This window comes from Cellulomonas fimi (assembly GCF_028583725.1).
Lineage (GTDB): Bacteria > Actinomycetota > Actinomycetes > Actinomycetales > Cellulomonadaceae > Cellulomonas > Cellulomonas fimi_B.
This window is the reverse complement of record NZ_CP110680.1, coordinates 4,042,553-4,068,514: the sequence shown is the minus strand read 5'-3', so window position 1 is coordinate 4,068,514 and position 25,962 is coordinate 4,042,553. Positions and strand designations below refer to the sequence as shown.

The window sequence follows — 25,962 nt, the reverse complement described above, 5'->3', positions numbered from 1 at the left end:
CTACCCGGTCGCGCACGTCGCACCCGGAGTCGTGCTGCTCCCGTTCTTGTAGAACGTCACGCCGAAGGAGTTGCCGGACCCGTTCGGACGGGCCTGGCGCGTGCTGCCGCTGCCGCTGAGCGTCGCGTTCCAGCTGCTCTGCACGGACTGGCTGCCGTTGAGCGTCAGGGTCACGACCCAGCTGCTCGAGCCGCTCACGGTGTAGGTGACGTTGAAGCGGTCCGACCACTCCTCGGCCCGCGTCGCGGTGACCGTGCACGAGCCCGTGCTGCCACCGCCGCCGCCCCCGCCGCCGCCGTCCCCGCCGGCGCTGGACGGTGCGACCGCCCGCCCGGTCGAGGACGAGATGTGGCCGGCGCACAGGTTGCGCGAGCGCAGGTCCTGCAGGATGCCCGGCAGGGCCTGCACGGTCGCCGCCGGCCAGTCGTGCATGAGGATGATCTGGCCGTTCGTCAGGCGGGACGCCGCCTGCCGGATCTGGTCCGCGCTCGCGTTGTTCCAGTCGTTCGAGTCGACGTCCCAGAGGATCTCCCGCAGGCCGAGCGACTGCTCGACCGACCTGAGCGTCGCGTTCGTCTCGCCGTACGGCGGCCGGAACAGCGTCGGCGTGACACCGGCCGTCTGCTGGATCGCCTGCTGGGTCCGCGAGAGCTGCGACTGGATGTCGCTCTGGCTCATGTTCACCAGGTGCGGGTGGTCCCAGCTGTGGTTGCCGATCTGCAGGCCGGCGTTCTTGTAGGCCTGCATGAGCGACGCGTTGTTCTGCGCGTTCTGGCCCGTCGGGAACACGGTCGCGGTCGCGCCGTACTGCCGGAGCGTCGAGATGATCTGGTTCGACGTCCCGCTGTTGGGCCCGTCGTCGAACGTCAGGCCCACGTAGCCCGCGGAGCACGACTGCGGCTGCTGCGTCGGCGTGGGTGTCGGCGTCGCCGTCCCGCCGCCCCCGCCACCGGTGCTGCCCCCGTTGCACGTCGCCGACGGCGTCGTGCTGTTCCCGTTCTTCATGACGGTGATCCCGAAGGTGTTGCCGGAGCCATTGGGCGTGACCGTCCGGGTCGAGCCGCTGCCCGAGACGTTGGCGTTCCACGAGTTCTGGATGGTCTGGCCGCCGTTGAGCGCCAGGTTGACGGTCCACGAGCTGGAGCCGCTGACGGTGTAGCTGACGTTGAACCGGTCGGACCAGTCCTCGGCGCGCGTCGCGGTGACCGTGCAGCCGGAGCTCCCGCCGCCGCCGGTGTTCCCGCCGCCGCCCGTGTTCCCGCCGCCGCCGGTGTTCCCGCCGCCCGAGCCCTCGGACACCGTGATGTTCGAGGAGCCGCTGCTCTGGTACCCCTCGGTCGCCATGATCATGTAGTTGTGGTTGCCGAGGTTCATGCCCTTGGACGCCCACGCGTCGAAGTGGTTGCCGGACGTGATGGTGCCGCCGACCCGCTTCTGCTGACGCACGCTCCAGTACTGGTAGAACGTCGAGCTGTTGCCCTCGATCGACGGCTTGTTGACGCGCTGGGTGCGGTAGATGTCGTACGTGCCGCCGTCGCTGGTGACCGTGCCCATGAAGGTGCCGGTGGGGCGGTAGGTGCCCCAGCTGTCGACGATGTAGTACTCGATCAGCGGGTTCTGGGTCCAGCCGTACAGCGTGAGGTAGGCGTTGCCCGACGGGTTGAACTGGCCCGAGTAGCTGACGGTCTTGCGGCCGCCGGTCTGCCAGCCCTTGCCGGCCACGAAGTTGCCGGTGTTGCTCCACTGCGTCGAGTACTGCCCGCCCGACCCCATGTCCATCGACACGGTGCCGGGGCTGTCGGTCCAGAACGAGTACCACCAGCCGTTGTTGGTGCCGGTGGAGTTCGACGTCACCGCGGCGGACGCCGGGCTGGCGATCACGAGCCCGGCCGCCACGAGCGCGCTGGCGGCCAGCAGGGCCGTCAGCGCGGCGAGCGGGCGGCGCCGGCGGTGGCGGGGTCCACCGCGAGTTCGAGCGAAACTATCGGTCATCGTGCACTCCTTCGTGCCGATCGTCGGGACGGGGGGAGGTCGTCCGGCGCGCGTCGCGAGGGTCGTGCGCAGCGGTCGCGAGCCGGACGCACAGGGCGTCCACGGAGGGTGTTCGCCCTGTCGATATCGTTATCGAAGCCGAGTGTGGCCGATGACGGCGGCGATGCCGAGGGGGCGTCGGGGTCCCGAACCGATTAAGTCGGCCGGTTCGGTTGCTGCGTCCGCGGCGCGACCACCATGGGCGCGGCGGCGAGGCGGGTTTCGATAGCGGGCCGGTTGCGATCCGCGACGTCAGCCGCGGCCGAGCTGCTCCATGAGGTCGTCCGCGACCCGCTGTGGCGTGTACGCGTCGAACGCCGCCTCGTCGAGCGACGTCACCTCGAGCTGGACCAGGGCGTCCGCGCCCTCGTCGTGGAACAGCGCGGTCGCCTCTCCGTACCCCGGCCCCGGGTACCACCGGTGGTTGACGTGCACGTCGACACCCGCGACCTGCACGGTCGACGACGTGTTCTCCTGGTCGGAGGTCGTGCGCTGGTCGAGGAACAGGTCGACGGTCGTGCGTGCGTCGCCCGCGGACCCCGCCTGCACGAGCTGCAGCTGGGCGCTCAGGCCGTCGCCGCGGAACTCGCACACGTAGCGGAAGGCGTCGTCGGCGGCCGCGTCGTCCCCGTAGGGGCCCCAGCCGCTCAGGTCGGTGCGCGCCGTCGCGCCGCGCGCCACGACCTCGTCCGCCAGGACGCAGTCGTCGCCCGACAGCACCGGCGCGGAGCTCCCGTGGCCGGCCGAGCCCGGCCAGCCCTCGGCGGCGTCCTCGAGCCAGCCGGCGGGGACGGCCGTCGCCGGCTCGACCTCCTCCGGTGCGCCCGAGCACGCGGCCGGCAGCAGCGCGGGCAGGCAGACGACGGTGGCGGGCACGAGGACGCGGGTCACGCCGGACACCGTAGGCGGTGCGGCCCGGGTGCCGGGGGAGCGTCCGCGCAGGTCGTCGTCCCGGCCGGGCGCGTCCCGGCCCTCGTCGCCCCGGCCGCCCCCGCCCGCCCCGCGCGCGACCCGCCGTCGCCCGGACGGTGACGGGGGTGGGCAACGGCGGCGAACCGGCGGACAGTGGGGCTGACGGGCCCGACCGTCGGGCGCGGCAAGGAGGCCGACCATGTGCCGCTGGCTCGCCTACACCGGCTCCCCGGTCACGCTCGACGACCTGCTCTACAAGCCCGCGAACTCGCTCGTCGTGCAGAGCCTGCACAGCCGGCTCGGCGCCGAGCCGACCAACGGCGACGGGTTCGGCGTCGGCTGGTACGACGAGCACCACACGGCGCCGGGGGTGTTCCGCAGCATCGAGCCCGCGTGGAGCGACCGGAACCTGCGCGAGCTCGCGCAGCACGTGCGGTCCGGCACCGTGTTCGCGCACGTCCGGGCGACGACCAGCGGCTCGGTCGTGCAGCAGACGAACTGCCACCCGTTCCGGCACGACCGGTGGCTGTTCATGCACAACGGCTTCGTCGACGGCTTCCCGACCCTCAAGCGCGACCTGCAGCTCGCCGTCGACCCGTCGCTCTACCCGCTCATCGAGGGCACGACCGACTCCGAGACGCTGTTCCACCTCGCGCTCACGCTCGGGCTGCGCGACGACCCGCCGTCAGCCGTCGCGGCCACCGTGGGCCTCGTCGAGGACACGGCGCGGCGCCACGGTGTGCCGTACCCGGTGCAGGGGACGTTCGCGGTGACCGAAGGGCGCCGGCTGTGGGCGTTCCGCTACTCGTCGGAGGGGCGGTCGCGCTCGCTGTTCCGCAATCAGGACGTCGCCGTGCTGCGGCACCAGTACCCGGACAACCCCGTGCTGCACGACCTCGCCGACGACACGCGGCTCGTCGTGTCCGAGCCGCTCGGCGACCTGCGCGGTGCGTGGCTCGAGGTGCCGGAGAGCACCTGCCTCGTGATCGACGGCGGCGAGGAGGAGATCCTGCCGTTCACGCCGACGGTGCCGGCCGCCGCCTGACGGCGGTCATGGGCGCAGCAGCACCTTCGTCGCGCGGCGCTCGTCCATCGCGGCGTACGCCTCGGCGACCTGCTCCAGCGGCAGCTCCAGGTCGAACACGACGCCCGGGCGCAGCCGCCCGTCGAGAACCTCGGGCAGGAGCTCCTCGATGTAGCCGCGCACCGGCGCGACGCCGCCGCGCACGCCGACGTTGGTGTCGAACATCGTCCGCACCGGCAGCTCGGGACCGCCCGCGGGCACGCCCACGAACCCGACCTGCCCGCCGGGCCGCGCGGACCGCAGCGCCTGGTCCATCGACTCCTTCGTCCCGACGCACTCCAGCACGACGTCCGGCCCGATGCCGTCGAACAGCTCCTTGAGCCGCGCCACGCCCTCGTCGCCGCGCTCCGGGACGACGTCGGTCGCGCCGAGCTCGCGCGCGAGCTCCTGCCGCTGCGCGTGCCGCGACATCGCGACGATGCGCGACGCACCGAGCCGGCGGGCCGCCGCGACCGCGCAGAGGCCCACCGCGCCGTCACCGACGACCGCGACCGTCGACCCCGGACCGACCCCGCCGGACACGGCCGCGTGGTGCCCGGTGCCCATGACGTCGGACAGCGTGAGCAGGTGCGGGACGAGGGCGCGCCCGGTGTCGCTCTCCAGGTCGACGCCCGGCACGACGACGAGCGTCCCGTCCGCCAGCGGCACCCGGACGCGCTCGCCCTGACCGCCGTCCGCGAAGCCGCCCTCGCGGTCGTCGGAGCCCCACCAGCCGCCGTGCAGGCACGACGTGCTGACGCCGTTGCGGCAGTTGGCGCACGTGCTGTCGCAGACGTAGAACGGCGCGATCACGGCGTCGCCGACCGCGACGTGCTCGACCGCGTCGCCGACCTGCTCGACGATCCCGATGAACTCGTGCCCGATGCGCTTGGGCGACCGCACGGGCTGCACGCCGCGGTAGGTCCACAGGTCGGAGCCGCACACGCACGCGGCGACGACGCGCACGACCGCGTCGCGCCCGCTGCCACCCTGCCGCAGGACCGGGTCCGGCACGTCCTCGACGCGGACGTCCCGCTCGCCGTGGATGACGGTCGCGCGCATGGGTGCTCCTCGGGTTTCAGGGGCTCCGCGGCCGACCGGCCGACGGCGCGGTCAGTGTAGGCACCGTGCCGCTCGGCCCGCGTGGCGGGAACGGGCCGGGCGGTGCGGGCGAGGTCAGGCGCGCGTCGCCGCGGGCCGTCGCGTCCACAGCAGCACCGGCAGCAGCAGGAGCGACAGCACGCCGCCGACCAGCGACAGCGTCGCGAAGCTCGTCGCCGACATGACCACGCCCGACAGCGCGCCGCCGCCCGCGCCGCCCAGCGCGATCAGCACGTCGAGCGAGCCCTGCGTCCGCGCGCGGTTCGCGGGCGTCGTCGCGTCGACGACCAGCGCCGTGCCCGCGATGAGGCCGAAGTTCCACCCCAGGCCGAGCAGCGCGAGCGCGACCACGAGCAGCGTCGTCGAGTCCGCGGGGGCGAGGGCGGCGGTGACGCCCGCGAGCAGCAGCGTCACCGCGGACGCGACCGCCATCGGGACGCGGCCGACGCGGTCGACCAGCGGGCCCGTCACGAGCGACGGCAGGAACATCGCGCCCACGTGGATGCCGATGACGAGGCCCACGGCGGACAGGTCGTGGTGGTGCGCACGCATGTGGACGGGCGTCATGGTCATGATCGCGACCATCGCGACCTGCGTGAGGACCATGACCGTCGCACCGACCGCCACTCCGCTCCCCGGTGCGACCGCCGGTCCCGGGACGACGGCGGTCGTCGGCGCGCTCGCGTCGTCGAGACGCCGGGCCACCAGGTACGGGTCGGGACGCAGGAGCGCGAGCAGCACCCCGCCCGCGGCGAGGAACGCCACGCCGGCGAGCAGGAACGGTCCCGCGAGGGACGGCAGGCCGAGGTCCGTCGCGAGGTCGCCCAGCGGTGCGACGAGGTTGGGGCCGGCGACCGCGCCGAGCGTCGTCGAGACCATCGCGACCGAGATCGCCGTCCCGCGCCGGTCCGGCAGCGCCAGGTCCGTCCCGGCGTAGCGGGCCTGCAGGTTGGTCGCCGTCCCGGCGCCGTAGACGAGGAACGCGACGAGCAGCAGCGGCACGCTGCCCACGGCCGCCGCCGCGACGACGCCGAGCCCGCCCAGGCCACCCGCCGCGAACCCGCCGGCGAGGCCGACCCGGCGGCCGTACCGCTGGGTGACCCGTCCGACGAGGAACGCGCTGACCGCCGCGCCGGTCGTCATGAGCGCGGCCGGCACCCCCGCGAGCTGCTGCGAGCCGAGCATCTGCTCCGCGAGCAGCGCGCCGACCGTGACGCCCGCCGCGAGCCCCGCACCGCCGAGCACCTGGCTCGCGACGACGACCCGCAGCGTCCGCCGCTGCAGCGCGTCGCGCGCCGCCGGGTCGACGAACCGCTCGGTCGTCTCACGCGACGACATCGTGCGCGCCCCACGGGCCGGGCGCCGCCGGCCGCCGCCCGCCGTCGAGGACGTGCCACAGGATCTCGCCCTGCGCGTCGGTCGTCGTGCGGGAGCGGCGGAAGCCCACGCGGGCGAGGACCCGCAGCGACGGCTCGTTCCACGGCCGGACGGTCGACCACAGGCGCGTGCGTCCGGTCCCGAACGCGGCCGCGACGAGCGCGCGCGAGCCCTCCGTCGCGTAACCGTGCCCGTGCGCGGCGGGGAGCAGCTCGTAGGCCAGCTCCGGCTCCTCCAGCGAGCCGCGGCCGACGACGATCGCGCAGTAGCCCAACGCGTCACCGCCCTCGCGGAGGCGCAGGACGCGCGCGCCGATCCCGTGCTCGGCGACCAGCTCCTGCATCGCGGCGATCCGCACCGCGGCGTCGTCGGGCGTGACGACGCCCTTCCCGCGCGCCGTGAAGAGGTCGGCGAGCCAGCCCGCGTCCGACGGCACCTGCGGCGTCATGACCAGACGCGGCGTGGCGATCCGCTCCGGCATCGGCGTGAAGGTCACGCGTGGCAGTCAAGCACGCGCGGCGGCCGCCCTGCCGAGCGCGACCGGCGGGCTCCGTGGAGCGAGCGCGGTGCCGACGCCGGCCTGCGTCGCGGAGGGTCGACGTCAGGCCGGCGCCGGTGTCGTGAGGCCGTCGGTGAGGTGGCGGACCAGCAGCCACCCGGTCCGCTGGGACGGCGCGGCGACGGCGGCGGGGGAGTGGGAGAGGCGGCGGATCACGCGACGGCCCATCGCCTGGCGGCGCGTCAGCCAGCGCACGACGAGCAGGTGCCCGACGCGCGCGACGGCACCCGCGGGGAGCGGCGCCGCGACGACGGCGCGGGAGCGGCCCGTCTCGCGCGCGCGGCGCGCGTGCTCGTCGACCAGGTGCTCGAGCAGGGCGGCGACGTTGCGCGGGGTCGCGGGGACCTCGTCGAGCAGGGCGTCGACCTGCCCGGGCGTGGGGGCGCCCGACGCGGCGACGGAGAGTCGGCGGTGGAACGTGAGGAGCCGGTCCGCGGACCAGTCGTCGCCGTGCTCGGGGAGCGGCGGGTCGTCGTGGGTCCTGCGGAAGCCGAGCACGTGTCCTCCTGGCGTCGTCGAGCGACGCGTCGTGCGTCGTCCCCCGAGTGTGCACGCGCTCCCACGGTCGGCGATGTCCGTTTCGTACTTTTCCCCTGATCGGTCGACCGCTGATCGGTCGACCCGGCTCGGCCCGGCGGACGCCGTCAGCCGCGGTGCAGCGCGCCGTGCAGGTCGCGCAGCAGGGCGATCTCCGCGCCGTGGTGCAGCACCTCCTGGTTGACCCACCAGACGATCTCGAGGAACGGCTGCTCGGCGTCGTCACCGTCCGGGTACGTGCAGCGGCCGACCTCGTCGAGCGCGGCGTCGTCGGCCGTGACCAGGGCCTCGCGCCACGCGCGCACCCCGCGGGCGAGCAGGTCGACGGCGGCGTCGGCGGTGCCCGGGTACACGAGGTCCGCCTCGGACCCCGTCCGGCTCCCGACGGTGTACTCCGCGCGGAAGAGGAGCATCTCGGCGACGTGCGCCATGCGCCAGGCGATCGTCGTGACCGGCGGGGGCCAGGGGTGCGGGCGGCCGCCGTCGCGTCCCCAGTCGCCGGCGCCGACCAGCACCGTCGCCCCCGGTCCGGGGCCGTCGGCCTTGCGGCGGACCGACCACGCGCCCGGAGCCGGTTCCCACAGGTACTCGGCGTCCGTGAGCGGCGAGACGGCGACGCGCTCGCCGTCGCCGCTGTCCGTGTCGGGTCCGGTCAGGCGCGCGAGGAGCCGCCCGCACGCCCAGTCGTACTGCGACAGGAGCGGTGCGAGACGGCCGGGGACGGTGTCGGCCATGTCCCGAGGCTAGGCCGACGGACGCCCGCTGTCGTCGGGCCCGACGGTCCTCTCACGCTCGACCGGGGCCGCGGCGCGACCCGTCAGCAGCAGCGCGCGCCCGGTCGCGCGTCCGCCTCGGCGTGGCGGGTCCGCCAGTACTGCGCCTCGGACGGCGGCACGACGCCGGGGTGGGCGCGCGCGAGGTGCGCGACGTAGCGGTCGTAGTCGCGGTCCCCGAGGAGCGTCGTGGTGTACCAGTGCACGGCGCGGGCCGCGCGCACGACGGCGTGCGCGGTCGACCGTCCCGCGAGGGCCGCGCGTCGCCCGGTCACGAGCGCGTCCCCGTCCCGGTGCCCACCCGGTCGTGCGCGTCCCACAGCTCCTGGACCTCGCGCTCGGCCGCCGTCCGCACGAGTCCGCGGGGCGCGAAGATCCGCGACGGCTCGTCGGGCTCCTCGGTCGTCGGCAGGCCGCCCGCGCGGACGGATCGCACGACGACGACCGCACCGACCACCACGACGACGATCACGAGCACCGCGAAGACGATCGACAGCGTGCCCTGGACGGCGGTGTTGCGGATGACCGCGTCCATCTCGGCCGGCGACGCGGCGACGCCGAACGACGTCTCGCCGGCGGCGCGCGCGTCCTGGAAGGCCCGGTGCTGCGCCCAGTAGCCGATCCGCGGCTCGGCGGAGAACACCTTCTGGTACGACGCGGTCATCGTCACCGCGAGGTCCCACAGCAGCGGGACGGCGGGGATCCACACCCACCGGTACAGCCGCTTCTTGACGACGACGACCGTCACGACGGTGAGCGCGATCGCGGCGAGGAGCTGGTTCGCGATCCCGAACAGCGGGAAGAGCGTGTTGATCCCGCCGAGGGGGTCGGTCACCCCCATGAGCAGGATCGCCCCCCACGCACCGACCACGACGACCGAGCAGATCCACGCGCCGACGCGCCACGAGGGGTCCCGGAAGCGCCGCAGCGGCCCGCCGACATTGCCGAGGCTGTCGGACAGCATGAAGCGCGCGACGCGCGTGCCCGCGTCGACCGTCGTGAGGATGAACAGCGCCTCGAACATGATCGCGAAGTGGTACCAGAACGCGGCGAGCCCGGACCCGCCGACGACGGTGCTGAGCACCTGCGACATGCCGAACGCGAGCGTCGGCGCGCCTCCGGTCCGCGAGACGACGGACTCCTCCCCGACGGACTGCGCGGCGCGCTCGATCTCGCCGGCCGTGATGGGTGTGCCGCCGAGGCCGAGCCCGTTGACGTACGCGGCCGCGGTCTCGGGCGTCCCGCCGGTCGCGCCCGCGGGCGCGTTCATCGCGAAGTACAGGTGCTGGTCGATGACGACGGCCGTGACCAGGGCCATCACCGCCACGAACGACTCGGTGAGCATCCCGCCGTAGCCGATGGGCTTCGCCTGGCTCTCCTTCTCGAGCAGCTTCGGCGTCGTGCCCGACGCGATGAGCGAGTGGAACCCGGAGAGCGCGCCGCACGCGATCGTGATGAACAGGAACGGGAACAGCGCACCCGCGAAGACGGGCCCGTCGCCACGCAGCGCGAACGAGGACACCGCGGGCGCCTGCACCTCGGGCCGTGCGACGAGGATGCCCACGGCGAGCAGGACGATCGTGCCGACCTTCATGAACGTCGAGAGGTAGTCGCGCGGCGCGAGCAGCAGCCACACCGGCAGGACCGACGCGGCGAACCCGTAGGCGGCGAGCCACCACGCGAGCGCGACGGGGCTCAGCGTGAACCAGTCCTGGCCCCAGTCCGTCTCGGCGACCCAGCCACCCGCGACGATCGCGAGCAGCAGCAGCGCGACGCCGATGATCGTCACCTCGGAGACCCGGCCCGGCCGCAGGAACCGCAGGTAGGCGCCCATGAACAGCGCGATCGGGATCGTCATGGCGATCGAGAAGACGCCCCACGGGCTCTCGGCGAGCGCGTTGACCACGACGAGGGCGAGCACCGCGATGAGGATGATCATGATGACGAACACGGCGACGAGCGCCGCGACGCCGCCGAACCGGCCGAGCTCGTCGCGCGCCATCTGACCGAGGCTGCGGCCACGGCGCCGGACGGACAGCGTGAGGACCAGGTAGTCCTGGACGGCACCGCCCAGCACGCAACCCACGATGATCCAGACGGTGCCCGGCAGGTAGCCCATCTGCGCGGCGAGCACCGGCCCGACCAGGGGTCCCGCACCGGCGATCGCGGCGAAGTGGTGGCCGAACAGGACCCGCCGGTCCGTCGGCATGAAGTCCTTCGCGTTGTCGTACCGCTCGGCGGGCGTCGCACGGTCGTCGCGCGGGCGCACGATCTTCGACTCGACGAGCCGTGCGTAGAAGCGGTACCCGATGACGTACGTGCAGACCGCCGCGAACACGAACCACACGGCGTTGACCTGCTCACCGCGGGCGAGCGCGAGCACCGACCAGGCGACCGCGCCCAGCACCGCGACCGCGGCGAGGACCGCGCGACGCGCCGGCGGGATCGGCCCGCGCTCCACCACCGCGACCGGCGGGAGGCCGGGGTCCGTCCGGACGTGCTCGACCTCGGTACGCGCGACCATGCTGCCCCCTCAGACGTCGTCGTCGACCAGCACGCTACGCGCGGCGCGGTCGGTCGCAACCGGGCGCGCGGCTCCCTCCCGGCGCTTCCCGCGGACCGCCCGCCGTGAGACGGTCACGACCGTGGACGTGCTCGCGAGGTTCGCCGGGACGTGGTCGGTCGACCGCGGCGTCGCCGACGCGCGCGCCGGGCTCGACGGGACGTTCCGCGGGACGGCGACCAGCACGCCGACGGGCGACGGTGGTCTGGCGTGCGTCGAGGAGGGTGTGCTCGCGTTCGGCGGCGACGTGCGGCCTGCTGGCCGACGGCTGCTCCTGCGCAGCGACGGCGACGGGGCGGTCGACGTGCTGTTCGGCGACGGGCGGCCGTTCTACCGGTTCGACCTGCGCGACGACCGCTGGTCCGGCGTGCACGGGTGCGGCGACGACACCTACACGGTGCGTGGCCGGTTCGTCGGCGAGGACGCGTACGAGGAGGTCTGGCACGCGTCCGGGCCGCGCAAGGAGTACCGCCTGACGACGACGTACCGGCGGCTGCCCGACGCCCTCTGACGACGAGCCGCGCCGCGCCCGCGTGCGTCCCGTCGTCGCCGTCCGCTCGCCGTCCGCTCGCCGTCCGCTCGCCGTCCGCTCGCCGTCTGCTCGCCGCCCGCTCGCCGGGCGCGGCCGGGGAGCGCCGCCTACCGTGACCCGATGAGTCCCGTCGCCACGGCCGTCGACCGCCTGATCGCCGCGTACCAGCGTCGGCTCTCGCCCCGGAAGGGCTGGAGCTGCGCGCACCGGGTCGCGACCGGCGGCGACTCCTGCTCGGGCGCCGTCCGGGGCTTCGTCGCGCGCCGCGGGGTCGTGCGGTCGGTCGTCCCGACCGCCCTCCAGCTCCTCGCCTGCTACCGCGCCGCCGCACTCCTGGCACAGTCCGACGTGCGCGGCGTCTGCTGCTGCGGCGGCATCCCGATCCCGTTCCGCTTCCCGCTGCGGTAGCCGCCGCCGGCCCGTCAGCGGGGTGTGCCGGCCGCGGCGACCAGCCGGCGCGCCTCCGTCGCCGTCCGCGAGCGCGACCTGCCGCCCGCCAGGTCCCGGACCTCGGCGGGCACGTCGCAGCGCCGGCCGAGGCGCTCGGCGAGCTGCGCGGCGACCGCCACGAGGGCGTGACCGCCGGGCGGGCCCATGAGCGGCGGGAGGGCCGGAAGCAGGCCGCGCAGCACCACGTCCGCCGTCCCGTCGTCGAGCCGGGCGGCGTCGGCGAGGCCCTCCGCGACGCGCGACACCTTGGGGTGCGCGGTCCCGGTGCTGCCGACGGTCGTCGCCCCGTACGGTCCGGCGTCCGGGCCGAGCACGTCGAGCAGCGCCTGGGTGAGGGTCGCCGGCGGCAGCGTCCCGCGCGCCGCACCCGCACCGACGGCCTCGCTCGCGGCCAGCCGCGACGCGCGGTGCTCGACGCTCATGCCGGTCACGACCGCCCACGCGGACGGCCGACGCCAGGGTTCCCGGGCGTCGCCCAGGACCCGCAGGAGCTCGTCGACCGCGTCGGCCCGGTCGTCGTGCAGCGCCTGCAGGACCGCGTGCTGCACGTGCGCGACGAGGACGTCGGGGTGCGACGGGAGCGTCGTGCCCCAGGTCGCCGCCGTGGGGGTGGCGCCGCGCCCGCTCCGCCGCCACGCCGCGTACCGCGACCCCGGCAGATCGGGGTCCGGGTCGGGGGCGAGCCACGCCCGGACCGGGTCGTCCGACGAGCCGGCGGTCGCGCCCGGGTCCGACCACACCCGCGCCTGCGCCCCGAACGCGTCGCGCACGACCGTGCGGTCCCACTCCGCACGCCGGGTCACCGCGCCGCTCCACGCGACGACCCGGGGCGGACGCTCCGCCGCGGCGAGGAAGGCGGCGTGCTCGGCCGGCGGCAGCCGCAGCAGCGCCCACGCGCCGTCGAACAGCTCCTGCTCCAGCCCGAGCGCCTCGCGCTCGGCGAGCCGGGCGAGCAGGTCGTCGACGGCGACGGTGCCGTCCTCGCGCGAGGGCAGCGCGAGCAGCGGGCCCGGTGCGACCGCGAGGTGGTGGAGGCGGACGAGCCCGAACCGTCGCTCGGTGAGGAACGCCGGGTCGTGCGCGGGGACGACCCGCGTCCAGGTCCGGCCGAACCCGCCCGGCCCGCTGCCTGTCGGGGTCGCGCCCGGCGGCACGTCCGCGTCGGACAGGGCCGTCCCCTGCACGAGCCGGCCCGCCCGCAGCGGCGGTGTGTCCGCCGCGAGCCAGGCGCGCACGACCCACGCGACATCGTCGCCGGGAGCGCTCGACCACCAGCTCGACCACGCCCGCTCGGCCCGCGCGCGCGTGTCGCCGGGGACGTCGTCGAGCCGCAGCCGCACCATGCCGTCGAGCGCGCGCTCGACGGCGACCGGTGTCGGTCGGACCGGCAGCTCCTCCTCCATGAGCACGAGCAGCTCGTCGAGGTCGGCCACGGGGTGCACCCGGCCGAGGGCGGGCAGGTCGACCGGCCGGACCTCGCTCGCCCGGACGTCGGCAGGGCGGTCGCCCGACGCCGTCGGGGACGCGTGCTCCGCGTCGACGCGCGGCGCCAGGGTCCCGAGCGCGACGCGCAGACCGGGCCACGGTCGCGGCACCGCCGCCGACACCGTGGCGCGCAGCTCCGCCACGGCGCCGGCGTCGAGGCCGTCCGCCCAGCGCCCCGACGTCGCCGCGAGGGTCTCGGCGACGTCCGAGCGCGCGGGGTCGAGCGCGTCGACGACGGCCGCGGCCGCGGACGTCACGTCCACCGCGCCCCGCTCGACGCCCTTCTCCACGAGCCGCAGGTGCCGGTGCACCCGCACCTTGGTCCGGTGCTGCAGGACCTCGGGCGTGACGTCGAGCAGCGTGGCCGCGTCGAGCGCACCGACCTCGAGCACCCGGTCGAGCGCGTCGGCCGCGAGCGTCCACGCCGGCGTCGACGGTGCGAGCAGCAGGTCCGCGTACCGTCCCTGCCGCCGCGCGACCTCGGCGTCGGTCAGGGACGCGTGCTGCAGGACGGCGACGAAGCCGGCGGCCTCGCTCGGCGGGGCCGTCCCGAGCGCCGACAGGCACCCGTCGAGGAGCGCGCCCCGGCGCGCGGGGTCGAACCCGCCGCACGCCTCGACGAGCGGTCGCCACTCCTGCGTCGAGCCGTACCGGGCGTGGCGCCCGAGCTCCTTGCCGACGCCGGGCGTGTCGAGCAAAGTCGTGAGGACGGTTGCGACGACGGGGTCCGCGTCGGCCGTGCGCCCGAGCTCCGCCCACGGGAACCGGCGCAGCACCCCGAGCGGCCACTCGGGCGACGACGGCGGTGGCACGACCCCTGCCCCGACCCAGGCGTGCACGACCCACCACCCGTCGCCGCGCCGCAGGGCGGACGTCGCGAACCGGCGCTTCCACGCCGCGCTGCGCGGTGCGAGCGCAGCGAGACGGTCGGGGAGCGCGGCCGGCGAGGTCGAGACGAGCGCCCACGCGGCGTCGCCCGGCTGGAGCTCCGTGGCCAGCCGGGCCAGCTCGTACGCGCGACCCGCGGCGGGGTCCGACGTGATGCGATCGGGCGCGTACGTGAGCGCGACGTACTCGCCCCGCAGGACCGGGCCGATCTCGCGCCGCTGCGCGTCCGTGAGGTCCCGGGTCAGGTCGAGGACGGTGCGAGCGTTCCCCGCCAGCACCGCCGCACGCAGCCGCGGCAGGAGGTCGTCGGCGGTCATCGCGTCTCCTCGCCGGTGGGGGGTGCGCCGTCGCGCAGCAGGCGGACCGCCAGGACGTGCGCGCACGGTCCCCGCGTGCCGCCGTGGTCGACGTACCACCGGCACGAGCAGCGGTCGGCCGGAGAGCCCAGCCGGACCACGTAGTCGCGGGTGCGGCCGCGGACCACGTGGTGGTCGCCCTCCGGGTGCACGGCGCCGTCCGCGACCAGCGCCGTCGCGGTGGCCAGCCGGGGGTGCGTGCCGAGCAGGTCGCGGCCGACCGGCAGCAGGCGCGGGAAGAACCGGCCCTCCGCCAGGTCGTACCCGAGCCGGCCGCTCACCGCGAGGGCCGCGTCGGCCGTCGGGTCGTCGTCGCCGTCGAGCAGCGCACCCTCGCCGGAGAAGCCTCGGGACGTCTCGGGGCTGAGGCCCAGACCGAGCCGCGCGTGCGGCAGCGCGACCTCCCACCACGACGCACCGGGCCCGTCGCCGTCGGCGGCGTAGACCCGCACCTCCCGGCAGTGCCGCAGCACGGCGTCGAGCACGCGCAGGCGCTCCGGACCGCCGAGCGGGACGCCGCCCGCGACCGGTCGGGACGCAAGGCGCAGCCCGCCGCCGCCCACGGGCTGCGCCCAGAACGTCGACCGTGGTGGCGTCGTCGGGGGCAGCGACCGCAGGAACGCCCGCACCTGCCGCTGGTCGAGCGTCGCGCGCAGCGACATGCGGCTCGCGAGCACCTGCAGGTCGGCCAGCGAGCGGACCCACCGGTCCGGCAGCGCGACCGTCCGCTCGTGCGCGCTGCCGTCGAGCGTCGTCACCGCGAGTCCTGTGTCGGCCACGCGCACGCGCATCGGGTCGTGCGGCAGCACGCCGCCGAGCAGTCTCCGCATCTCCGGCCCGAGGTCGACGTTGGTCGTCCCCGGGGTCTGCGTCGTCACGTGCACGCCGTCCGCCGGCAGGTCCAGCCGGGCGGCGACGCCGCAGCACGCGGAGAGGCTCTCGAACCGGACCGTGCCGTCGCCCGTCGTGATGATCGGGTCCGCGAGCTCCGCGAGCCGGGTCGCGGTCGTCGGGTCGTGGAACCGGGTCGACGCCACCCGCCCCACGAGGAGCAGCCCGGCCGCCACGACGTCGGCCCGCTCGACGTACGCGTCGAGGAACGTCCCGGTGCCGGTCGAGGCGAGCCCGACGGACACCTGACCGTCCTCCCCGCGCAGGGTGGACGTGGCGGCGTACCGGTAGGTGACCTGCGTGGACGGCACGACGTGCCATCGGCCACCGCCGCGGGGGACTTGAGCGCGGCGCGACCTCGGCCGGCCGGGACGGCGCCGGGACGCCTCAGCGCGCCTGACGGGACGCCTCGGGGAGGTCGGAGCCGGTCGGTGACCCGTCCGCGGCCGCCCGGGGCAGCACGAGCGCCGAGGCCGCGAGCAGCGGTGCGACGAGCGCGACGGCCGCCGTGAGGCCCGCGCCCGCGGCGACGAGGCCGATGGCCGCCGGGCCGGCGAGGACGCCCGCGTAGACGAAGACCGACAGGCGCGCGGCCGAGCGGCCGCTCGGGTCGAGGCGGCCCGTCTCCGCGTACGCGATCGGCACGAGCGTCGCACCGCCGAGGCCGAGCAGCGCGAACCCCGCGACGGCCGCGACGGGGTGCGGCGCGAGCGCGCCCAGGGCGAGCCCGCACGCGCCGACGACCGCACCGCGCCGGAACAGCCGCGCGTCGCCCCACGCGGCGCGCAGCCGGTCGCCGACGAGGCGGCCGAGGGTCTGGGCCGCGGTGAACGCGGTCGTCGCCGCGGCGGCCACCGCGAGCGTCGCGTCGCGCTGCTCGTGCAGCAGGACCGCACCCCATGCGAGCGCCGCACCCTCGGCGACCATGAGCACGACGCCGACGACGGCCACGCGCGCGAACGCCGGGGACCAGCCGGACCGCGGGCGGGGGACCGGTCGGGCCGGGCGTCCGCCGGTCGACCCGGACGGCGGCACGTCCGTCGTCGGACCGGTGCCGGGCAGCGACCGCTCCACCTCGTCGGCGGTCGGCAGCCGCCTCCCGGCCACGAGCGCGACGGGCACCGCGACGGCGGCGGCGACGGCGAGGTGGGCGGCGGTCGGGACCCCGGCCGCGAGGCTCGCGGTCCCGGCGAGGGTCGCGACGGTGATGCCGATGCTCCACGCCGCGTGGCAGCCGCTGAGGATCGGGCGGCCGATCCGCTGCTCGGCGCGGACCGCGGTGGCGTTCATGGAGACGTCGAGGGCCCCGTTCGCCGCGGCCACCACGGCGATCGCCGCGACGTAGGAGGCCGTGCCGGGGACCGCGCCCAGCAACGCCACGGCGAGGGGGAGGGTGACGACCGCGACGCGGGCGACCGCCTCGGGGCCGACGCGGCGGAGCAGCGGGCCGAGCGCCTGCATCGTGGCGATGGCGACGCCGCCGAACAGCACGCTCGTGAGCCCGTAGGCGCGGTCGTCGAGGCCGTGCTCGACCTTGAGCGCGGCGGAGCGGACGACGAACCCGCCGAAGGACAGGCCGCTGACGAGGAACAGCGCGGTCGTGGCGCGGTGCGCGGTGCGGGACACGGTGAGGGTCATGCCCGGGTGACGCGCGAGGGCGCGCGATCCCGACAACCGGCACGGGTCGAGGTCGCACGGTCCGCCACGACGGTGTGCGGACGGGACGCCGTCGGTCTGTCGCGTGGCTGATCTCGGGGCCGTCGGACCTTTGCCCTCCGCCTGACGTGGTCGCCAGGATGTGCGGATGGGCGACCGGGACACGTGGGTGAGCACGACGCACGACTGGTCGACGTCGGTCGACGTCGCGCACCTCGACGACGTGCGACGCCGGGCCGACGAGCTCGCGCCCGGCGGCGTGCTGCACCTCGTCCTCGAGGTGCTCGCGTACGCCGCCGAGGAGGCCGACGAGCGTGGCGGCGGCCGCTGCCTCGTCACGCTGCACGACGACGGGTCGGTCACCGTCGCCGACGACGGGCGGGGCACCGACACGCGGCTCGACGAGCACGGCCGCGCCGTGCGCAAGCCCGTCATGTCGACCCGGGACCTGCGTGTCTTCGACGCGGTCGACGGCCCGTCCCTGCCCGACGGCCACCCGCGGCGCGGGGTCTCGGTCGTGTCCGCGCTCAGCGACCGGCTCGTCCACCACAACCGGCGCAGCCACGGCTCGTGGACGCAGCGCTACGAGCACGGGATCCCCGTCACCGACCTCGTCCCGGTCGAGCCGGACGGCACCACCGGCACCACGGTCACGTTCCTGCCGGGACGGCTCGTGCGGCCGCCGCTCGGGGACCTGACGGCCGACGCGCTCGCGGTCCTGCGCGACTGGCCGGCCCTCGCGGTCGACGTGCGCGACGAGCGCGGTCGGGGCGGCGGTCCCGACGACGCAGCGCGGACCTCGGCGACCGGTCCCGCGGGCTCAGCCGCGGGCGGGTGACGCGGGCGCCGTCGTGGGCAGCCACGTCGGCGCGAGCCGCTGGGCCGGGCCCGCGGGGGCCGAGCCGGTCGGCGTCGGGGTGGGGTACGGCGGGTAGCGGTCGTTGCACGACGTGAGCACGTCGAGCGGGTCGGCGGTGCAGCCGTCGGTGCCGTCGCCGCCGTCGAGCCGGTCGTTGCCCCCGACGCCGTCGGTGCCGCGCAGCGTGTCGTCGCCGGCCAGCCCGCGCAGCGTGTCGGCGCCGAGCCCGCCGACGAGCGCGTCCTGCCACGGCGAGCCGGTCAGGACGTCGTCCCCGGTGCTGCCGCGGACCTCCTCGACGTCGGGCGACGCGCTCCACGGCGGCGGTGCGCCCACCGCGTCGCCCTCTCCGGGCGCGCCGTCGCCGCCGACGCCGTCCAGCGTCACGGTGACCCCGGCGGTGCGTGCCCCGTAGTCGACGACGTCGTGGCCCGGTCCGCCGACGACCTGGTGTGCACCGTCGGGTGCGGCGCCCATGACGAAGGTGTCCCCGCCCTGGCCGCCCTCGGACCGTCCGCTGTCCGCGCCGGCGTCGAGCACGTCCGCGCCCCAGCCGCCCTGCAGCAGGTCGTGACCGTCGCCGCCGAGGAGCGTGTCGTCGCCGTCGCCGCCGATCAGCACGTCGTCCCCACCGAGCCCGGAGACCCGGTCGTGGCCCGCGCCGGCGCAGATCACGTCGTCGCCGGGCGTGCCCGTCAGGACGTCGGCGCCGGACGTGCCGCGGACCGTGCACCGGTGCTCCGGCGACGTGTCGTAGCGGACGTAGTCCCACGTCGAGGAGCCGGTGAACGTCTCGAAGCCGAGCCCGACGGTGCCCGCGCCGCGACCGGTGAGCGTCCGGTCGAGGACCGTGCGCCCGTCGACCGCGATCCGCAGGTGCTGCCCGCGCGCCTCCAGGCGGTACCGGTGCCAGCGCTGCGTGTCGAGCGGGATCACCTGGCGGTCCTCGAACGGGTAGAGGACGCAGAGCTCTCCGGGCGCGAAGCCGACCTGGAGGAGGTCCATGGTGTCGCCGACCCACAGCAGCGTCGGCGGCGGCGTCCCGGTCTCCTCGTCGAGGCACGTGCCGGTCGCGTCGCGCCCGAGACGCATGCGGACGTCGACGTCCCACCCCGTCAGCCGCCCGGAGGCCCCCGTCCACTCCGACGTCCCGGCGCCCTCGAGGAGCATGACGAGCGTCTCGCGGCCGATCGTGATCGCACCGCCGCGCGTGCTCGCCACCGGATCGCCCGCGAACCCGAGCACCTGCCACGGCTCGGCCGGTGGCCGCGAGAACTCCTCGCGCTGCACGTCGCCGGCCCACGCGGGCACCGGGAGCAGGATCGACAGGGCGGCGACCGTCGCGACGGTCAGACCGAGCCGCGTGCGCCTCGTCATCGAGCCCTCCCGGGGTGTCGGCTGGTGCGCACACTAGGGGCAGGGGACGGGCCGACGGCGCCCGCCGGAGCGTCCGAAAGGCTTCAGCGCCACGACCTCTGCCCCTTCGGGCACGGGCACCACTTGGAGGGACGATGGGCGGCACCGCCTTCACCGCGCAGGAGATCGCCTACCTGCGGGAACACCCGGTCGCGCGCGTCGCGACCCTCGGCGAGGGGGAGCAGCCCGACGTCGTACCGGTCGTCTGCGAGCTCGACGGCGAGGCGTTCTGGTTCGGCGGCGGCGAGACGGTCCTGCGGACGCGCAAGGTCCGCAACGTGCGCGCGGGCCGGCGGCGGGTGGCGATCGTCTTCGACGACGTGCCGACGCTGGAGCCGTTCGCGGCACGCGGCATCCGCGTCTACGGCGTGGCGGAGGATCCCGTCGAGCGGACCGGGATGATCGGGCCGGGGTGGTACGTGCGGGTGCGTCCGATGGAGTCGTGGAGCTGGAACCTCGACGGCGAGCCCGCCGGCGACGCGTGGTACCCCGTGTCCCACACGGTTCACGCGTAGCCGACCGGCCCGCCGCCCGGGTCAGTGCCAGTCGGAGATCGCGAGGTCGTCGGGTGCAGGTGCGCCCGCGCCGGTCTCGACGAGCTGCTTGAGGCTGACCAGGAACGTCGCCCACTTGGTGCTGCAGTGCGACATGAACTCGACCGGCTCGCGCCAGCCCTCGTGCGCGAACAGGACGACGACCCACTCGCCGTCCTGCCGGAGCTCCCAGCGCACGGTCGTCCCGATCCACTCCTCGGGACCGTCGACGACCTCCCACACGACGCGCCGGCCGGGCTCCTGCTCGAGCACGACCATGTCGAAGCCTCCCTGCGGGAAGCGGAACGCGAGCAGGCCGCCGACGCCCGGGTCGCCAGTCGTGTCGGTCGTCCACCACGCCGACAGCCCGTCGATCGTGGTGAGCGCCGCGTACACGTCGTCCAGGGCGGCCGAGCGCATGCCGACCCTGTGGATGATGTCCACCATCTCGAACCCTTCTCTCTCCTCGGTACCGGTCACTGCTTCTGACTGCGGGCGATCGCCTCGGCGATCCGCTTGATGCGCTGCAGGCGGGCGTCCCAGGCCTGGCCGACGTCGGCGAGCTGCGCGACCGCGCGGGCGAGCTGGGCCTCGTCGACCTCGTAGCGCCGCTCGCGCCCGGCGGGCGTCACGTGCACGAGGCCCACGCGGTCGAGCACGACGAGGTGCTTGGCGACGGCCTGCCGCGTCACCGGAAGGCGTTCGCTGAGCGAGGTGGCCGTGCCGGGTCCGTCGGTGAGCAGGAGGTCGATCATGCGCCGCCGGGTGGGGTCCCCGACCGCCGACCACAGGTCGTCGTCGACGGCGGTGCTCATCGCGTCGCGACCAGCCGCTCGGCGTGTGCGGCGATCGCGGGGACGAAGACGTCCCAGCCGCTGACGTGGTCGGCATAGGCGGCCTCCATGACGGCGACCTCCCAGCCCTTCTCCCGGAAGCCGGTCTCGGTGAGCCGCAGGAGCGTCCCGGTCCCGGCGGGCACGAGCTCGAACGTCACGAGCAGCGCGGCGGCGACGGGGTCGTCCGCGTCGTCGGGGACCCAGCGGAAGGAGAACAGCCGCGGCGGGTCGGCGGCGACGACGGTGAGCGGCTCGACGTGCTCGTCGGCGGTGCCGCGGCCCCAGGCGACCTCCGTCCCGCTGCCCGGCGCGGCGGACAGGTCCGTCTCGGCACCGTTCCACCAGTCGCGGATGTGCTCCGGGCTGCTGAGGACCTCGAAGACGACCTCCGGCGAGGCGTCGACGTGGATCTCGCGCTCGATGCTCCCGAACTCCATGGCTTCTCCCGCTGTTCGCAACGATTGGTTGCGCATCACCGTAGACCTGTGCCCGTCATGATGCAACCATCGGTTGCGTAAGGGGCGGGGACCGTGCCGACGTCTCACCCCCCGCCGGCGGCCTGCCCGGCGGCGCTGAGCAGCCGCAGGAGGATCCAGACACCGAAGAACACCGCGACGATCGCCCACCACGGCCACTCGCGCCGCGAGTAGCGGACGGCGAGCGAGACGATCAGCCACGGCAGCAGGACGGAGCCGACCGCGCTGCCGGCGGCCTGCGCGGAGAAGATCCCGAGCACCGCCTGCGCGAGCAGCAGGACGACGAGAAGGGCGCCCGCGACGATCCCCACCGGGCGGAAGGCGTCCTGACGGCGACGCGCGGGGCCGTCCTCGTCGGGCAGCCACAGCTGCCACCCCTCGGGCGGCGGACCCCACGCGGGGTCGGGCTGCCAGCCGGGCGGCGGCGTCCAGCCGTCGGGTGGGGTGGGCCAGTTCGGGGGAGGGTTGAGTCGCTGCACGGGACGGGACCGTAGCGGTGCGGGTGTCGACCCCGTCCGCGTCGTCCCCAGGTGACGTGACGGCGCGGCACCGGCAACGCTCGGTGCCCGCCGTCGGTGGCTCAGCGGACCCGGCGCAGCCGGAACAGGTAGGGCTCGGTCATGCCGCGCGCGTCCATCGCGCCGACCAGAGAGCCGTCGTCGTCCGCCCGGAACGCGTCGATGATCGGCAGGTCGTCGTAGACCATCGCGGCCGACACCACTCCGCGGTACCGGACCTCGCGCAGCCGGGCGCGGGGGCGACGCGTCGTGACGAACGGCCGCACGAGCGCGAACGCCGCGGCGGCGGGCGGGGTCCGCAGGAGCGGGGCGACGCGCAGCACGAGCCCGAGCGGGACCAGGCCCGGGTGGACGCGCACCACGCCGTGGCCCGACCGGAACAGCAGCGGGTGCGCGGTGTCGTCGTCGTCGAACCTCTTGCCGCACCAGCCGAGCCTTTCGAGCACGCCGTCGAGCGGGTGACCGGTGGGGATCCCCGCACCGCGCCACGTCCCGCGCAGGTCGGTCGTGGCGACGGGCGGGAGGGCGTCGTACCGCTCCAGCTCGGTCGTCACGAGGCGTCCTCGGTGCCGATGCCGGCGTCGGTCGCCGTGCCGGTGCCCGTGCGGCCACCGGTGTCGGCGTCGCGCCCGTCGAGCGGCCGGCGCAGCACCCACGTCGCCGCGGTCCCCGACGCGGTCACCCGGCGGGTCCGCGGGTCGACGCTGGTCCAGCGGTGCTCGTGCGCGCGGACGCGCCGGTAGCCGCGACGTTCGTACCAGCCGACGACGGGGTCGTCGCGGTCGGCGTCGAGGCTCAGCGCGGCGGCGCCGCGGTCGCGCGCCGCGTCCTCGGCGGCGTGCACGAGCCGCTCGCCCGCACCGCGGCCGCGGTGGTCGGCGTCGACGTGCAGCCCGTAGAGCCACGGGTGCGGCGGGTCGCAGTCGCTGTCCCAGCGCACGCTGACGGTGCCGACGGGGCCACGGGCGTCCTCCGCGACGAGCAGCGTCTCGCGGCCGTCGCGCGCCTCGTCGACGCGCCACAGCGCACGGTCCCGCGAGCCCGCGAACCGCGCGAGGGCGGGGAGGTCGTCGGCGCGTCCCGGCCGGACGCGGACGGCGGTCGCGTCGCGGACCGTCGCGCGGGGCCGGACGTCGGCAGGTCCGTCGTGGTCGGTCATGCGCGTCGGGGCCTCACCGGGCGCCGAGCGCGGCGTCGACCAGGACCTCGGCCGCGGCGCGTGCCTGGCGGGCGGCGTCGGAACGGCCCGCGATGGCGGCCGTCGTCTGCGCGCCCTCGGCGAGGAGCGCGAGCTGCGCCGCGAGCGCGGCGTCGCCGCCGGCGTCGGCGGTGAGCCGGGCGACGTGGTCCTGGAACGACTGCTTGTGCGCGCGGACGGCGTCGGCGACGGCGGGCGACGTCGCGCCGAGCTCGCCGAACGCGTTGATGAACCCGCAGCCGCGGAAGGTGTCGTCGGTGAACCACTCGGCGAGGAAGTCGAAGATCGCGAGCAGGCGCTCGCGCGGGTCGTCGACGCCGCTCAACGCTCCGCTCAGGCCGGCCTCCCAGATCCCGTGCCGCGCGTCGAGCACCGCGAGCACGAGGGCCTCCTTGCCGGGGAACTCGGTGTAGAGGCGCTTGAGCGAGACGCCCGCCGCGGTGCGGACCTCGTCCATCCCGACGGACTGGATGCCGCGCGCGTAGAAGAGCGCGTCGGCGGCGGCGACGACCCGCTCGCGCGTGTCGGTCGTCGGCGTCTGCTCGGTCACCCGCGCCATGGTCCACCGCCTTTCACCGGGTCGTCGCCCGGTGTTCCGATCCCAGCCCTTGCGCTGAGAACGCTCGTTCTCTAGTGTAGGCGACATCGGCGGAGAACGATCGTTCTCCCGACAACGAAGAGGGGCAGTGTCATGGGACGCATCACCGTCGGCACGGAGAACTCGGTCGACATCGAGCTGCACTACGAGGACAAGGGCACCGGCCAGCCGGTCGTCCTCATCCACGGCTTCCCGCTCGACGGCAACTCGTGGGAGGGCCAGACGGCCGCGCTGCTCGACGCCGGCTACCGCGTCATCACGTACGACCGCCGCGGGTTCGGGCAGTCGAGCCAGCCGTCGGTCGGGTACGACTACGACACCTTCGCGGCGGACCTCAACGTCGTGCTGGAGACGCTCGATCTGCGCGACGTGGTCCTCGTCGGCTTCTCGATGGGCACCGGCGAGGTCGCGCGCTACCTGGGGACGTACGGCTCGACGCGCGTCGCGAAGGCCGCGTTCCTCGCGTCGCTCGAGCCGTTCCTCACCAAGACCGAGGACAACCCCGAGGGCGGCGCGCCCGCGTCGTTCTTCGAGGACATCGCGGCGACCGTCCGCAAGGACCGGTACGCCTACTTCACCGCGTTCTACCAGGACTTCTTCAACCTCGACGAGAACCTCGGCACCCGCATCTCCGAGGAGCAGGTGCGGCACGCGTGGGACGTCGCCGCCGGGTCCGGCTCGGTCGCGTCGGCCGCGGCGCCGCTCACGTGGGGCACGGACTTCCGCGACGACATCCCGAAGATCGACGTGCCCGCGCTGATCCTGCACGGCACGGCGGACCGGATCCTCGACGTCGACGTGACCGCGCGCCGCTTCGTCCGGGCGCTCCCGTCGGCCGAGTACGTCGAGATCGAGGGCGCCCCGCACGGGCTGCTCACGACGCACACGGCCGAGGTCAACGAGGCGCTCCTCGCGTTCCTCGCGCGCTGACCCGACGCCGCGCGGACGGCGTTCGAACGGCCGCGACCGCGACGCACATGACGAGGTGCCCGTCCCTTCCGGGGCGGGCACCTCGCCGTCCGACGTGGTCAGGCAGCCTGGCAGGAGACGGCGGCACCCGCTCCCGTCCCCGTGCCCTGGAACCCGAAGCCGGTGCCCTGGCCGGCTCGGAGGGCGCCGTTCCACGCCGCGTTCGTGACGGTCATCGGCTGACCGGTGCCGGTGCGCACGCCGTTCCACACCTGCGTCGCCGACGCGCCCGACGGCAGCGTCACCTGCACGCGCCAGCCGTCGAGGGCGCGCAGCGCCGTCACGTCGACGTTCGCGACGAACCCGCCCGGCCACTGGTTGACGACGGTGTAGGTCGCGGAGCACGCGGCCGTCGGGTCCGGCGTCGTGGTGGGCGCCGGAGTCGGGGTCGACGTCGGTGTGGGGGTCGGTGTCGGGGTCGGCGTGGGTGTGGGCGTCGGGTCCGGTGCGAGGACGAGGTTCTTCTGCTGCACCGTCCACTGCCCGCCGCTGCACAGCCCGCAGCCCGACGTGACGAACGTCCGCCCGGCCTGCGTGTCGCCCTTGAGCTGCCACTTCGCCCAGAGGGCCGCGGCGCGGCCGAACTCGCCACCGTTCGCCTGGTCGTACGTCCCGCCGTGGCCGACGGGCAGGTTGCCCATGAACGCCGGCAGGCCCGCCGGCAGCTTGCCCCAGTCGTCCATCGCGTTCGGGTACGCGATGTCGCCGGGCCCGCCGATGATGTAGGCGATCGGGTGGTCGAGCCGGCGGAGCTGGTAGTCGTCGGCGTCGTTCAGCAGCCCGCTGCTGAAGATCATCGTCGTGGTGACGCGCGGGTCGCCGGACACCGCGTACGCCTCGAGGCCGCCGCACGAGAAGCCGGCCACCGCGATCTTCGACGTGTCGACCCGGTCGCGCAGCGGGCTGCCGGAGCGCGTCGACTCCGCGACCGCCCAGTCGATGGACTGCGTGAGCCACGACGACGTCGACGAGCCTCCGCCGTTCGGGCTGCCGTTGGAGATGACGAGGAACCCGTGCGACGCGATCTCGCGCAGGAAGGGCAGTGCCGACGTGCCGTTCGCCGAGCAGGCGCCGTTGCTCCACACGAACACCGGCATCTTCCCGGACGGCAGGTTCACCGGCCGGTAGATCGTGTGGTTCGGCAGGCTCGACGACGTCTCGTAGTCCGCCGGGTACGGTCCGGACCCGCCGGCGGCGGCGGAGGCCGGCGGCAGGACGGCGCTGCCGAGCAGCGCGCCGGTCACCAGCGTGACCGCGAGGGTCGCCCACCTGTGTCGTCGTTGTGCCATCCCGCATCCTTCCTCGGGCCCCGGGCGCGCGTGCGAGCGGTGCTCGTGGGCGCACGGCGAGGCGGTGACGTGCCGCTCCACCTTCCCGAAGCGGTT

27 protein-coding genes are annotated in these 25,962 nt (G+C 75.3%); 6 read left to right on the top strand and 21 right to left on the bottom strand.

Annotation, left to right across the window (positions count from 1 at the left end; translation table 11 throughout):
* The gene (locus OOT42_RS18360) at positions 1-1,992 is read right to left on the bottom strand and encodes a glycoside hydrolase family 11 protein (protein ID WP_273652591.1); all 1,992 of its coding nucleotides are present in this window, start codon (positions 1,990-1,992) and stop codon (positions 1-3) included.
* A 291-nt stretch (positions 1,993-2,283) separates the two neighbouring features.
* Complete coding sequence (locus tag OOT42_RS18355; protein ID WP_273652590.1) at positions 2,284-2,922, bottom strand: hypothetical protein; 639 nt, start codon at positions 2,920-2,922, stop codon at positions 2,284-2,286.
* 220 nt (positions 2,923-3,142) lie between these two features.
* Here OOT42_RS18355 and OOT42_RS18350 point away from each other — a divergent pair, with 220 nt between their 5' ends.
* On the top strand, positions 3,143-3,988 hold the full coding sequence (locus OOT42_RS18350) for a class II glutamine amidotransferase (protein WP_273652588.1): 846 nt from the start codon (positions 3,143-3,145) through the stop codon (positions 3,986-3,988).
* A gap of 6 nt (positions 3,989-3,994) precedes the next feature.
* Here OOT42_RS18350 and OOT42_RS18345 read toward each other — a convergent pair whose 3' ends face one another.
* The 7 genes from OOT42_RS18345 to OOT42_RS18315 all read right to left on the bottom strand — a co-directional run bounded on the left by OOT42_RS18345 (position 3,995) and on the right by OOT42_RS18315 (position 10,877).
* Positions 3,995-5,068: a zinc-dependent alcohol dehydrogenase family protein gene (locus OOT42_RS18345; RefSeq protein ID WP_273652587.1), complete on the bottom strand. Its 1,074-nt coding sequence runs from the start codon at positions 5,066-5,068 to the stop codon at positions 3,995-3,997.
* A 114-nt stretch (positions 5,069-5,182) separates the two neighbouring features.
* Positions 5,183-6,445 (bottom strand): MFS transporter, encoded by a 1,263-nt coding sequence (locus tag OOT42_RS18340; protein ID WP_273652586.1) that lies wholly within the window; start codon positions 6,443-6,445, stop codon positions 5,183-5,185.
* The gene (locus OOT42_RS18335; protein ID WP_273652585.1) at positions 6,432-6,980 is read right to left on the bottom strand and encodes a GNAT family N-acetyltransferase; all 549 of its coding nucleotides are present in this window, start codon (positions 6,978-6,980) and stop codon (positions 6,432-6,434) included. Before OOT42_RS18335 ends, OOT42_RS18340 begins: the two co-directional genes overlap by 14 nt.
* Positions 6,981-7,085: 105 nt before the next feature.
* A complete protein-coding gene (locus tag OOT42_RS18330) occupies positions 7,086-7,541 on the bottom strand; it encodes a hypothetical protein (RefSeq protein ID WP_273652584.1) in 456 nt (151 codons plus the stop codon).
* A gap of 146 nt (positions 7,542-7,687) precedes the next feature.
* A complete protein-coding gene (locus tag OOT42_RS18325) occupies positions 7,688-8,314 on the bottom strand; it encodes a DinB family protein (protein ID WP_273652583.1) in 627 nt (208 codons plus the stop codon).
* 83 nt (positions 8,315-8,397) lie between these two features.
* Positions 8,398-8,628 (bottom strand): YbdD/YjiX family protein, encoded by a 231-nt coding sequence (locus tag OOT42_RS18320; RefSeq protein ID WP_273652582.1) that lies wholly within the window; start codon positions 8,626-8,628, stop codon positions 8,398-8,400.
* On the bottom strand, positions 8,625-10,877 hold the full coding sequence (locus OOT42_RS18315; protein ID WP_273652581.1) for a carbon starvation CstA family protein: 2,253 nt from the start codon (positions 10,875-10,877) through the stop codon (positions 8,625-8,627). The genes OOT42_RS18320 and OOT42_RS18315 overlap by 4 nt, the downstream gene beginning before the upstream one ends.
* Positions 10,878-10,998: 121 nt before the next feature.
* On the opposite strand from OOT42_RS18315, the gene OOT42_RS18310 reads away from it, so the two are divergent.
* Positions 10,999-11,427 (top strand): DUF6314 family protein, encoded by a 429-nt coding sequence (locus tag OOT42_RS18310; RefSeq protein WP_273652580.1) that lies wholly within the window; start codon positions 10,999-11,001, stop codon positions 11,425-11,427.
* Positions 11,428-11,568: 141 nt separating this feature from the next.
* On the top strand, positions 11,569-11,856 hold the full coding sequence (yidD, locus tag OOT42_RS18305) for a membrane protein insertion efficiency factor YidD (protein ID WP_273652579.1): 288 nt from the start codon (positions 11,569-11,571) through the stop codon (positions 11,854-11,856).
* A 14-nt stretch (positions 11,857-11,870) separates the two neighbouring features.
* Here yidD and OOT42_RS18300 read toward each other — a convergent pair whose 3' ends face one another.
* The 3 genes from OOT42_RS18300 to OOT42_RS18290 all read right to left on the bottom strand — a co-directional run bounded on the left by OOT42_RS18300 (position 11,871) and on the right by OOT42_RS18290 (position 17,156).
* Positions 11,871-14,588 (bottom strand): hypothetical protein, encoded by a 2,718-nt coding sequence (locus tag OOT42_RS18300; RefSeq protein ID WP_273652578.1) that lies wholly within the window; start codon positions 14,586-14,588, stop codon positions 11,871-11,873.
* Positions 14,585-15,829, bottom strand: coding sequence for an SWIM zinc finger family protein (locus OOT42_RS18295; RefSeq protein WP_273652577.1), 1,245 nt, complete (start codon positions 15,827-15,829; stop codon positions 14,585-14,587). The genes OOT42_RS18300 and OOT42_RS18295 overlap by 4 nt, the downstream gene beginning before the upstream one ends.
* A 76-nt stretch (positions 15,830-15,905) precedes the next feature.
* Positions 15,906-17,156 carry a hypothetical protein gene (locus OOT42_RS18290; protein ID WP_273652576.1) on the bottom strand — a complete coding sequence of 417 codons (1,251 nt, stop codon included), beginning with the start codon at positions 17,154-17,156 and terminating at the stop codon, positions 15,906-15,908.
* A 166-nt stretch (positions 17,157-17,322) separates the two neighbouring features.
* Here OOT42_RS18290 and OOT42_RS18285 point away from each other — a divergent pair, with 166 nt between their 5' ends.
* Positions 17,323-18,012 (top strand): ATP-binding protein, encoded by a 690-nt coding sequence (locus OOT42_RS18285; RefSeq protein WP_273652575.1) that lies wholly within the window; start codon positions 17,323-17,325, stop codon positions 18,010-18,012.
* Here the strand turns inward: OOT42_RS18285 and OOT42_RS18280 are convergent.
* Positions 17,995-19,410 (bottom strand): calcium-binding protein, encoded by a 1,416-nt coding sequence (locus tag OOT42_RS18280; RefSeq protein WP_273652574.1) that lies wholly within the window; start codon positions 19,408-19,410, stop codon positions 17,995-17,997. The genes OOT42_RS18285 and OOT42_RS18280 overlap by 18 nt on opposite strands.
* A 134-nt stretch (positions 19,411-19,544) precedes the next feature.
* Here OOT42_RS18280 and OOT42_RS18275 point away from each other — a divergent pair, with 134 nt between their 5' ends.
* Complete coding sequence (locus OOT42_RS18275; protein WP_273652573.1) at positions 19,545-19,964, top strand: PPOX class F420-dependent oxidoreductase; 420 nt, start codon at positions 19,545-19,547, stop codon at positions 19,962-19,964.
* 21 nt (positions 19,965-19,985) lie between these two features.
* Here the strand turns inward: OOT42_RS18275 and OOT42_RS18270 are convergent, their stop codons facing one another.
* The 7 genes from OOT42_RS18270 to OOT42_RS18240 all read right to left on the bottom strand — a co-directional run bounded on the left by OOT42_RS18270 (position 19,986) and on the right by OOT42_RS18240 (position 23,560).
* On the bottom strand, positions 19,986-20,462 hold the full coding sequence (locus OOT42_RS18270; RefSeq protein WP_273652572.1) for an SRPBCC family protein: 477 nt from the start codon (positions 20,460-20,462) through the stop codon (positions 19,986-19,988).
* A complete protein-coding gene (locus OOT42_RS18265; RefSeq protein WP_273652571.1) occupies positions 20,459-20,797 on the bottom strand; it encodes an ArsR/SmtB family transcription factor in 339 nt (112 codons plus the stop codon). The genes OOT42_RS18270 and OOT42_RS18265 overlap by 4 nt, the downstream gene beginning before the upstream one ends.
* A complete protein-coding gene (locus tag OOT42_RS18260; protein WP_273652570.1) occupies positions 20,794-21,255 on the bottom strand; it encodes an SRPBCC domain-containing protein in 462 nt (153 codons plus the stop codon). Before OOT42_RS18260 ends, OOT42_RS18265 begins: the two co-directional genes overlap by 4 nt.
* Positions 21,256-21,359: 104 nt before the next feature.
* Entirely contained in the window at positions 21,360-21,773 is a 414-nt protein-coding gene (locus tag OOT42_RS18255) for a hypothetical protein (protein WP_273652569.1), read from the bottom strand.
* Positions 21,774-21,874: 101 nt separating this feature from the next.
* Positions 21,875-22,366 carry a GXWXG domain-containing protein gene (locus OOT42_RS18250; RefSeq protein ID WP_273652568.1) on the bottom strand — a complete coding sequence of 164 codons (492 nt, stop codon included), beginning with the start codon at positions 22,364-22,366 and terminating at the stop codon, positions 21,875-21,877.
* Positions 22,363-22,971: a GNAT family N-acetyltransferase gene (locus OOT42_RS18245; protein WP_273652567.1), complete on the bottom strand. Its 609-nt coding sequence runs from the start codon at positions 22,969-22,971 to the stop codon at positions 22,363-22,365. Before OOT42_RS18245 ends, OOT42_RS18250 begins: the two co-directional genes overlap by 4 nt.
* A gap of 13 nt (positions 22,972-22,984) precedes the next feature.
* Positions 22,985-23,560 (bottom strand): TetR/AcrR family transcriptional regulator, encoded by a 576-nt coding sequence (locus tag OOT42_RS18240; protein WP_273652566.1) that lies wholly within the window; start codon positions 23,558-23,560, stop codon positions 22,985-22,987.
* Between the two features lie 141 nt (positions 23,561-23,701).
* On the opposite strand from OOT42_RS18240, the gene OOT42_RS18235 reads away from it, so the two are divergent.
* Positions 23,702-24,538, top strand: a complete 837-nt coding sequence (locus tag OOT42_RS18235; protein ID WP_273652565.1) for an alpha/beta fold hydrolase — start codon at positions 23,702-23,704, stop codon at positions 24,536-24,538.
* 98 nt (positions 24,539-24,636) lie between these two features.
* On the opposite strand, the gene OOT42_RS18230 is transcribed toward OOT42_RS18235, so the two are convergent.
* Entirely contained in the window at positions 24,637-25,866 is a 1,230-nt protein-coding gene (locus OOT42_RS18230; RefSeq protein WP_273652564.1) for a cellulose binding domain-containing protein, read from the bottom strand.
* Positions 25,867-25,962: the final 96 nt, after the last annotated feature.

Excerpts from the sequence above, each read along its gene's own strand:
- OOT42_RS18300 (WP_273652578.1), bottom strand. The coding sequence starts at position 14,588 with ATGACCGCCGACGACCTCCTGCCGCGGCTGCGTGCGGCGGTGCTGGCG.
- OOT42_RS18230 (WP_273652564.1), bottom strand. The coding sequence starts at position 25,866 with ATGGCACAACGACGACACAGGTGGGCGACCCTCGCGGTCACGCTGGTG.
- OOT42_RS18360 (WP_273652591.1), bottom strand. The coding sequence starts at position 1,992 with ATGACCGATAGTTTCGCTCGAACTCGCGGTGGACCCCGCCACCGCCGG.
- OOT42_RS18235 (WP_273652565.1), top strand. The coding sequence starts at position 23,702 with ATGGGACGCATCACCGTCGGCACGGAGAACTCGGTCGACATCGAGCTG.
- OOT42_RS18245 (WP_273652567.1), bottom strand. The coding sequence starts at position 22,971 with ATGACCGACCACGACGGACCTGCCGACGTCCGGCCCCGCGCGACGGTC.
- OOT42_RS18290 (WP_273652576.1), bottom strand. The coding sequence starts at position 17,156 with ATGACCCTCACCGTGTCCCGCACCGCGCACCGCGCCACGACCGCGCTG.
- OOT42_RS18285 (WP_273652575.1), top strand. The coding sequence starts at position 17,323 with ATGGGCGACCGGGACACGTGGGTGAGCACGACGCACGACTGGTCGACG.
- OOT42_RS18315 (WP_273652581.1), bottom strand. The coding sequence starts at position 10,877 with ATGGTCGCGCGTACCGAGGTCGAGCACGTCCGGACGGACCCCGGCCTC.
- OOT42_RS18350 (WP_273652588.1), top strand. The coding sequence starts at position 3,143 with ATGTGCCGCTGGCTCGCCTACACCGGCTCCCCGGTCACGCTCGACGAC.
- OOT42_RS18340 (WP_273652586.1), bottom strand. The coding sequence starts at position 6,445 with ATGTCGTCGCGTGAGACGACCGAGCGGTTCGTCGACCCGGCGGCGCGC.
- OOT42_RS18325 (WP_273652583.1), bottom strand. The coding sequence starts at position 8,314 with ATGGCCGACACCGTCCCCGGCCGTCTCGCACCGCTCCTGTCGCAGTAC.
- OOT42_RS18260 (WP_273652570.1), bottom strand. The coding sequence starts at position 21,255 with ATGGAGTTCGGGAGCATCGAGCGCGAGATCCACGTCGACGCCTCGCCG.
- OOT42_RS18345 (WP_273652587.1), bottom strand. The coding sequence starts at position 5,068 with ATGCGCGCGACCGTCATCCACGGCGAGCGGGACGTCCGCGTCGAGGAC.
- yidD (WP_273652579.1), top strand. The coding sequence starts at position 11,569 with ATGAGTCCCGTCGCCACGGCCGTCGACCGCCTGATCGCCGCGTACCAG.
- OOT42_RS18280 (WP_273652574.1), bottom strand. The coding sequence starts at position 19,410 with ATGACGAGGCGCACGCGGCTCGGTCTGACCGTCGCGACGGTCGCCGCC.
- OOT42_RS18265 (WP_273652571.1), bottom strand. The coding sequence starts at position 20,797 with ATGAGCACCGCCGTCGACGACGACCTGTGGTCGGCGGTCGGGGACCCC.
- OOT42_RS18275 (WP_273652573.1), top strand. The coding sequence starts at position 19,545 with ATGGGCGGCACCGCCTTCACCGCGCAGGAGATCGCCTACCTGCGGGAA.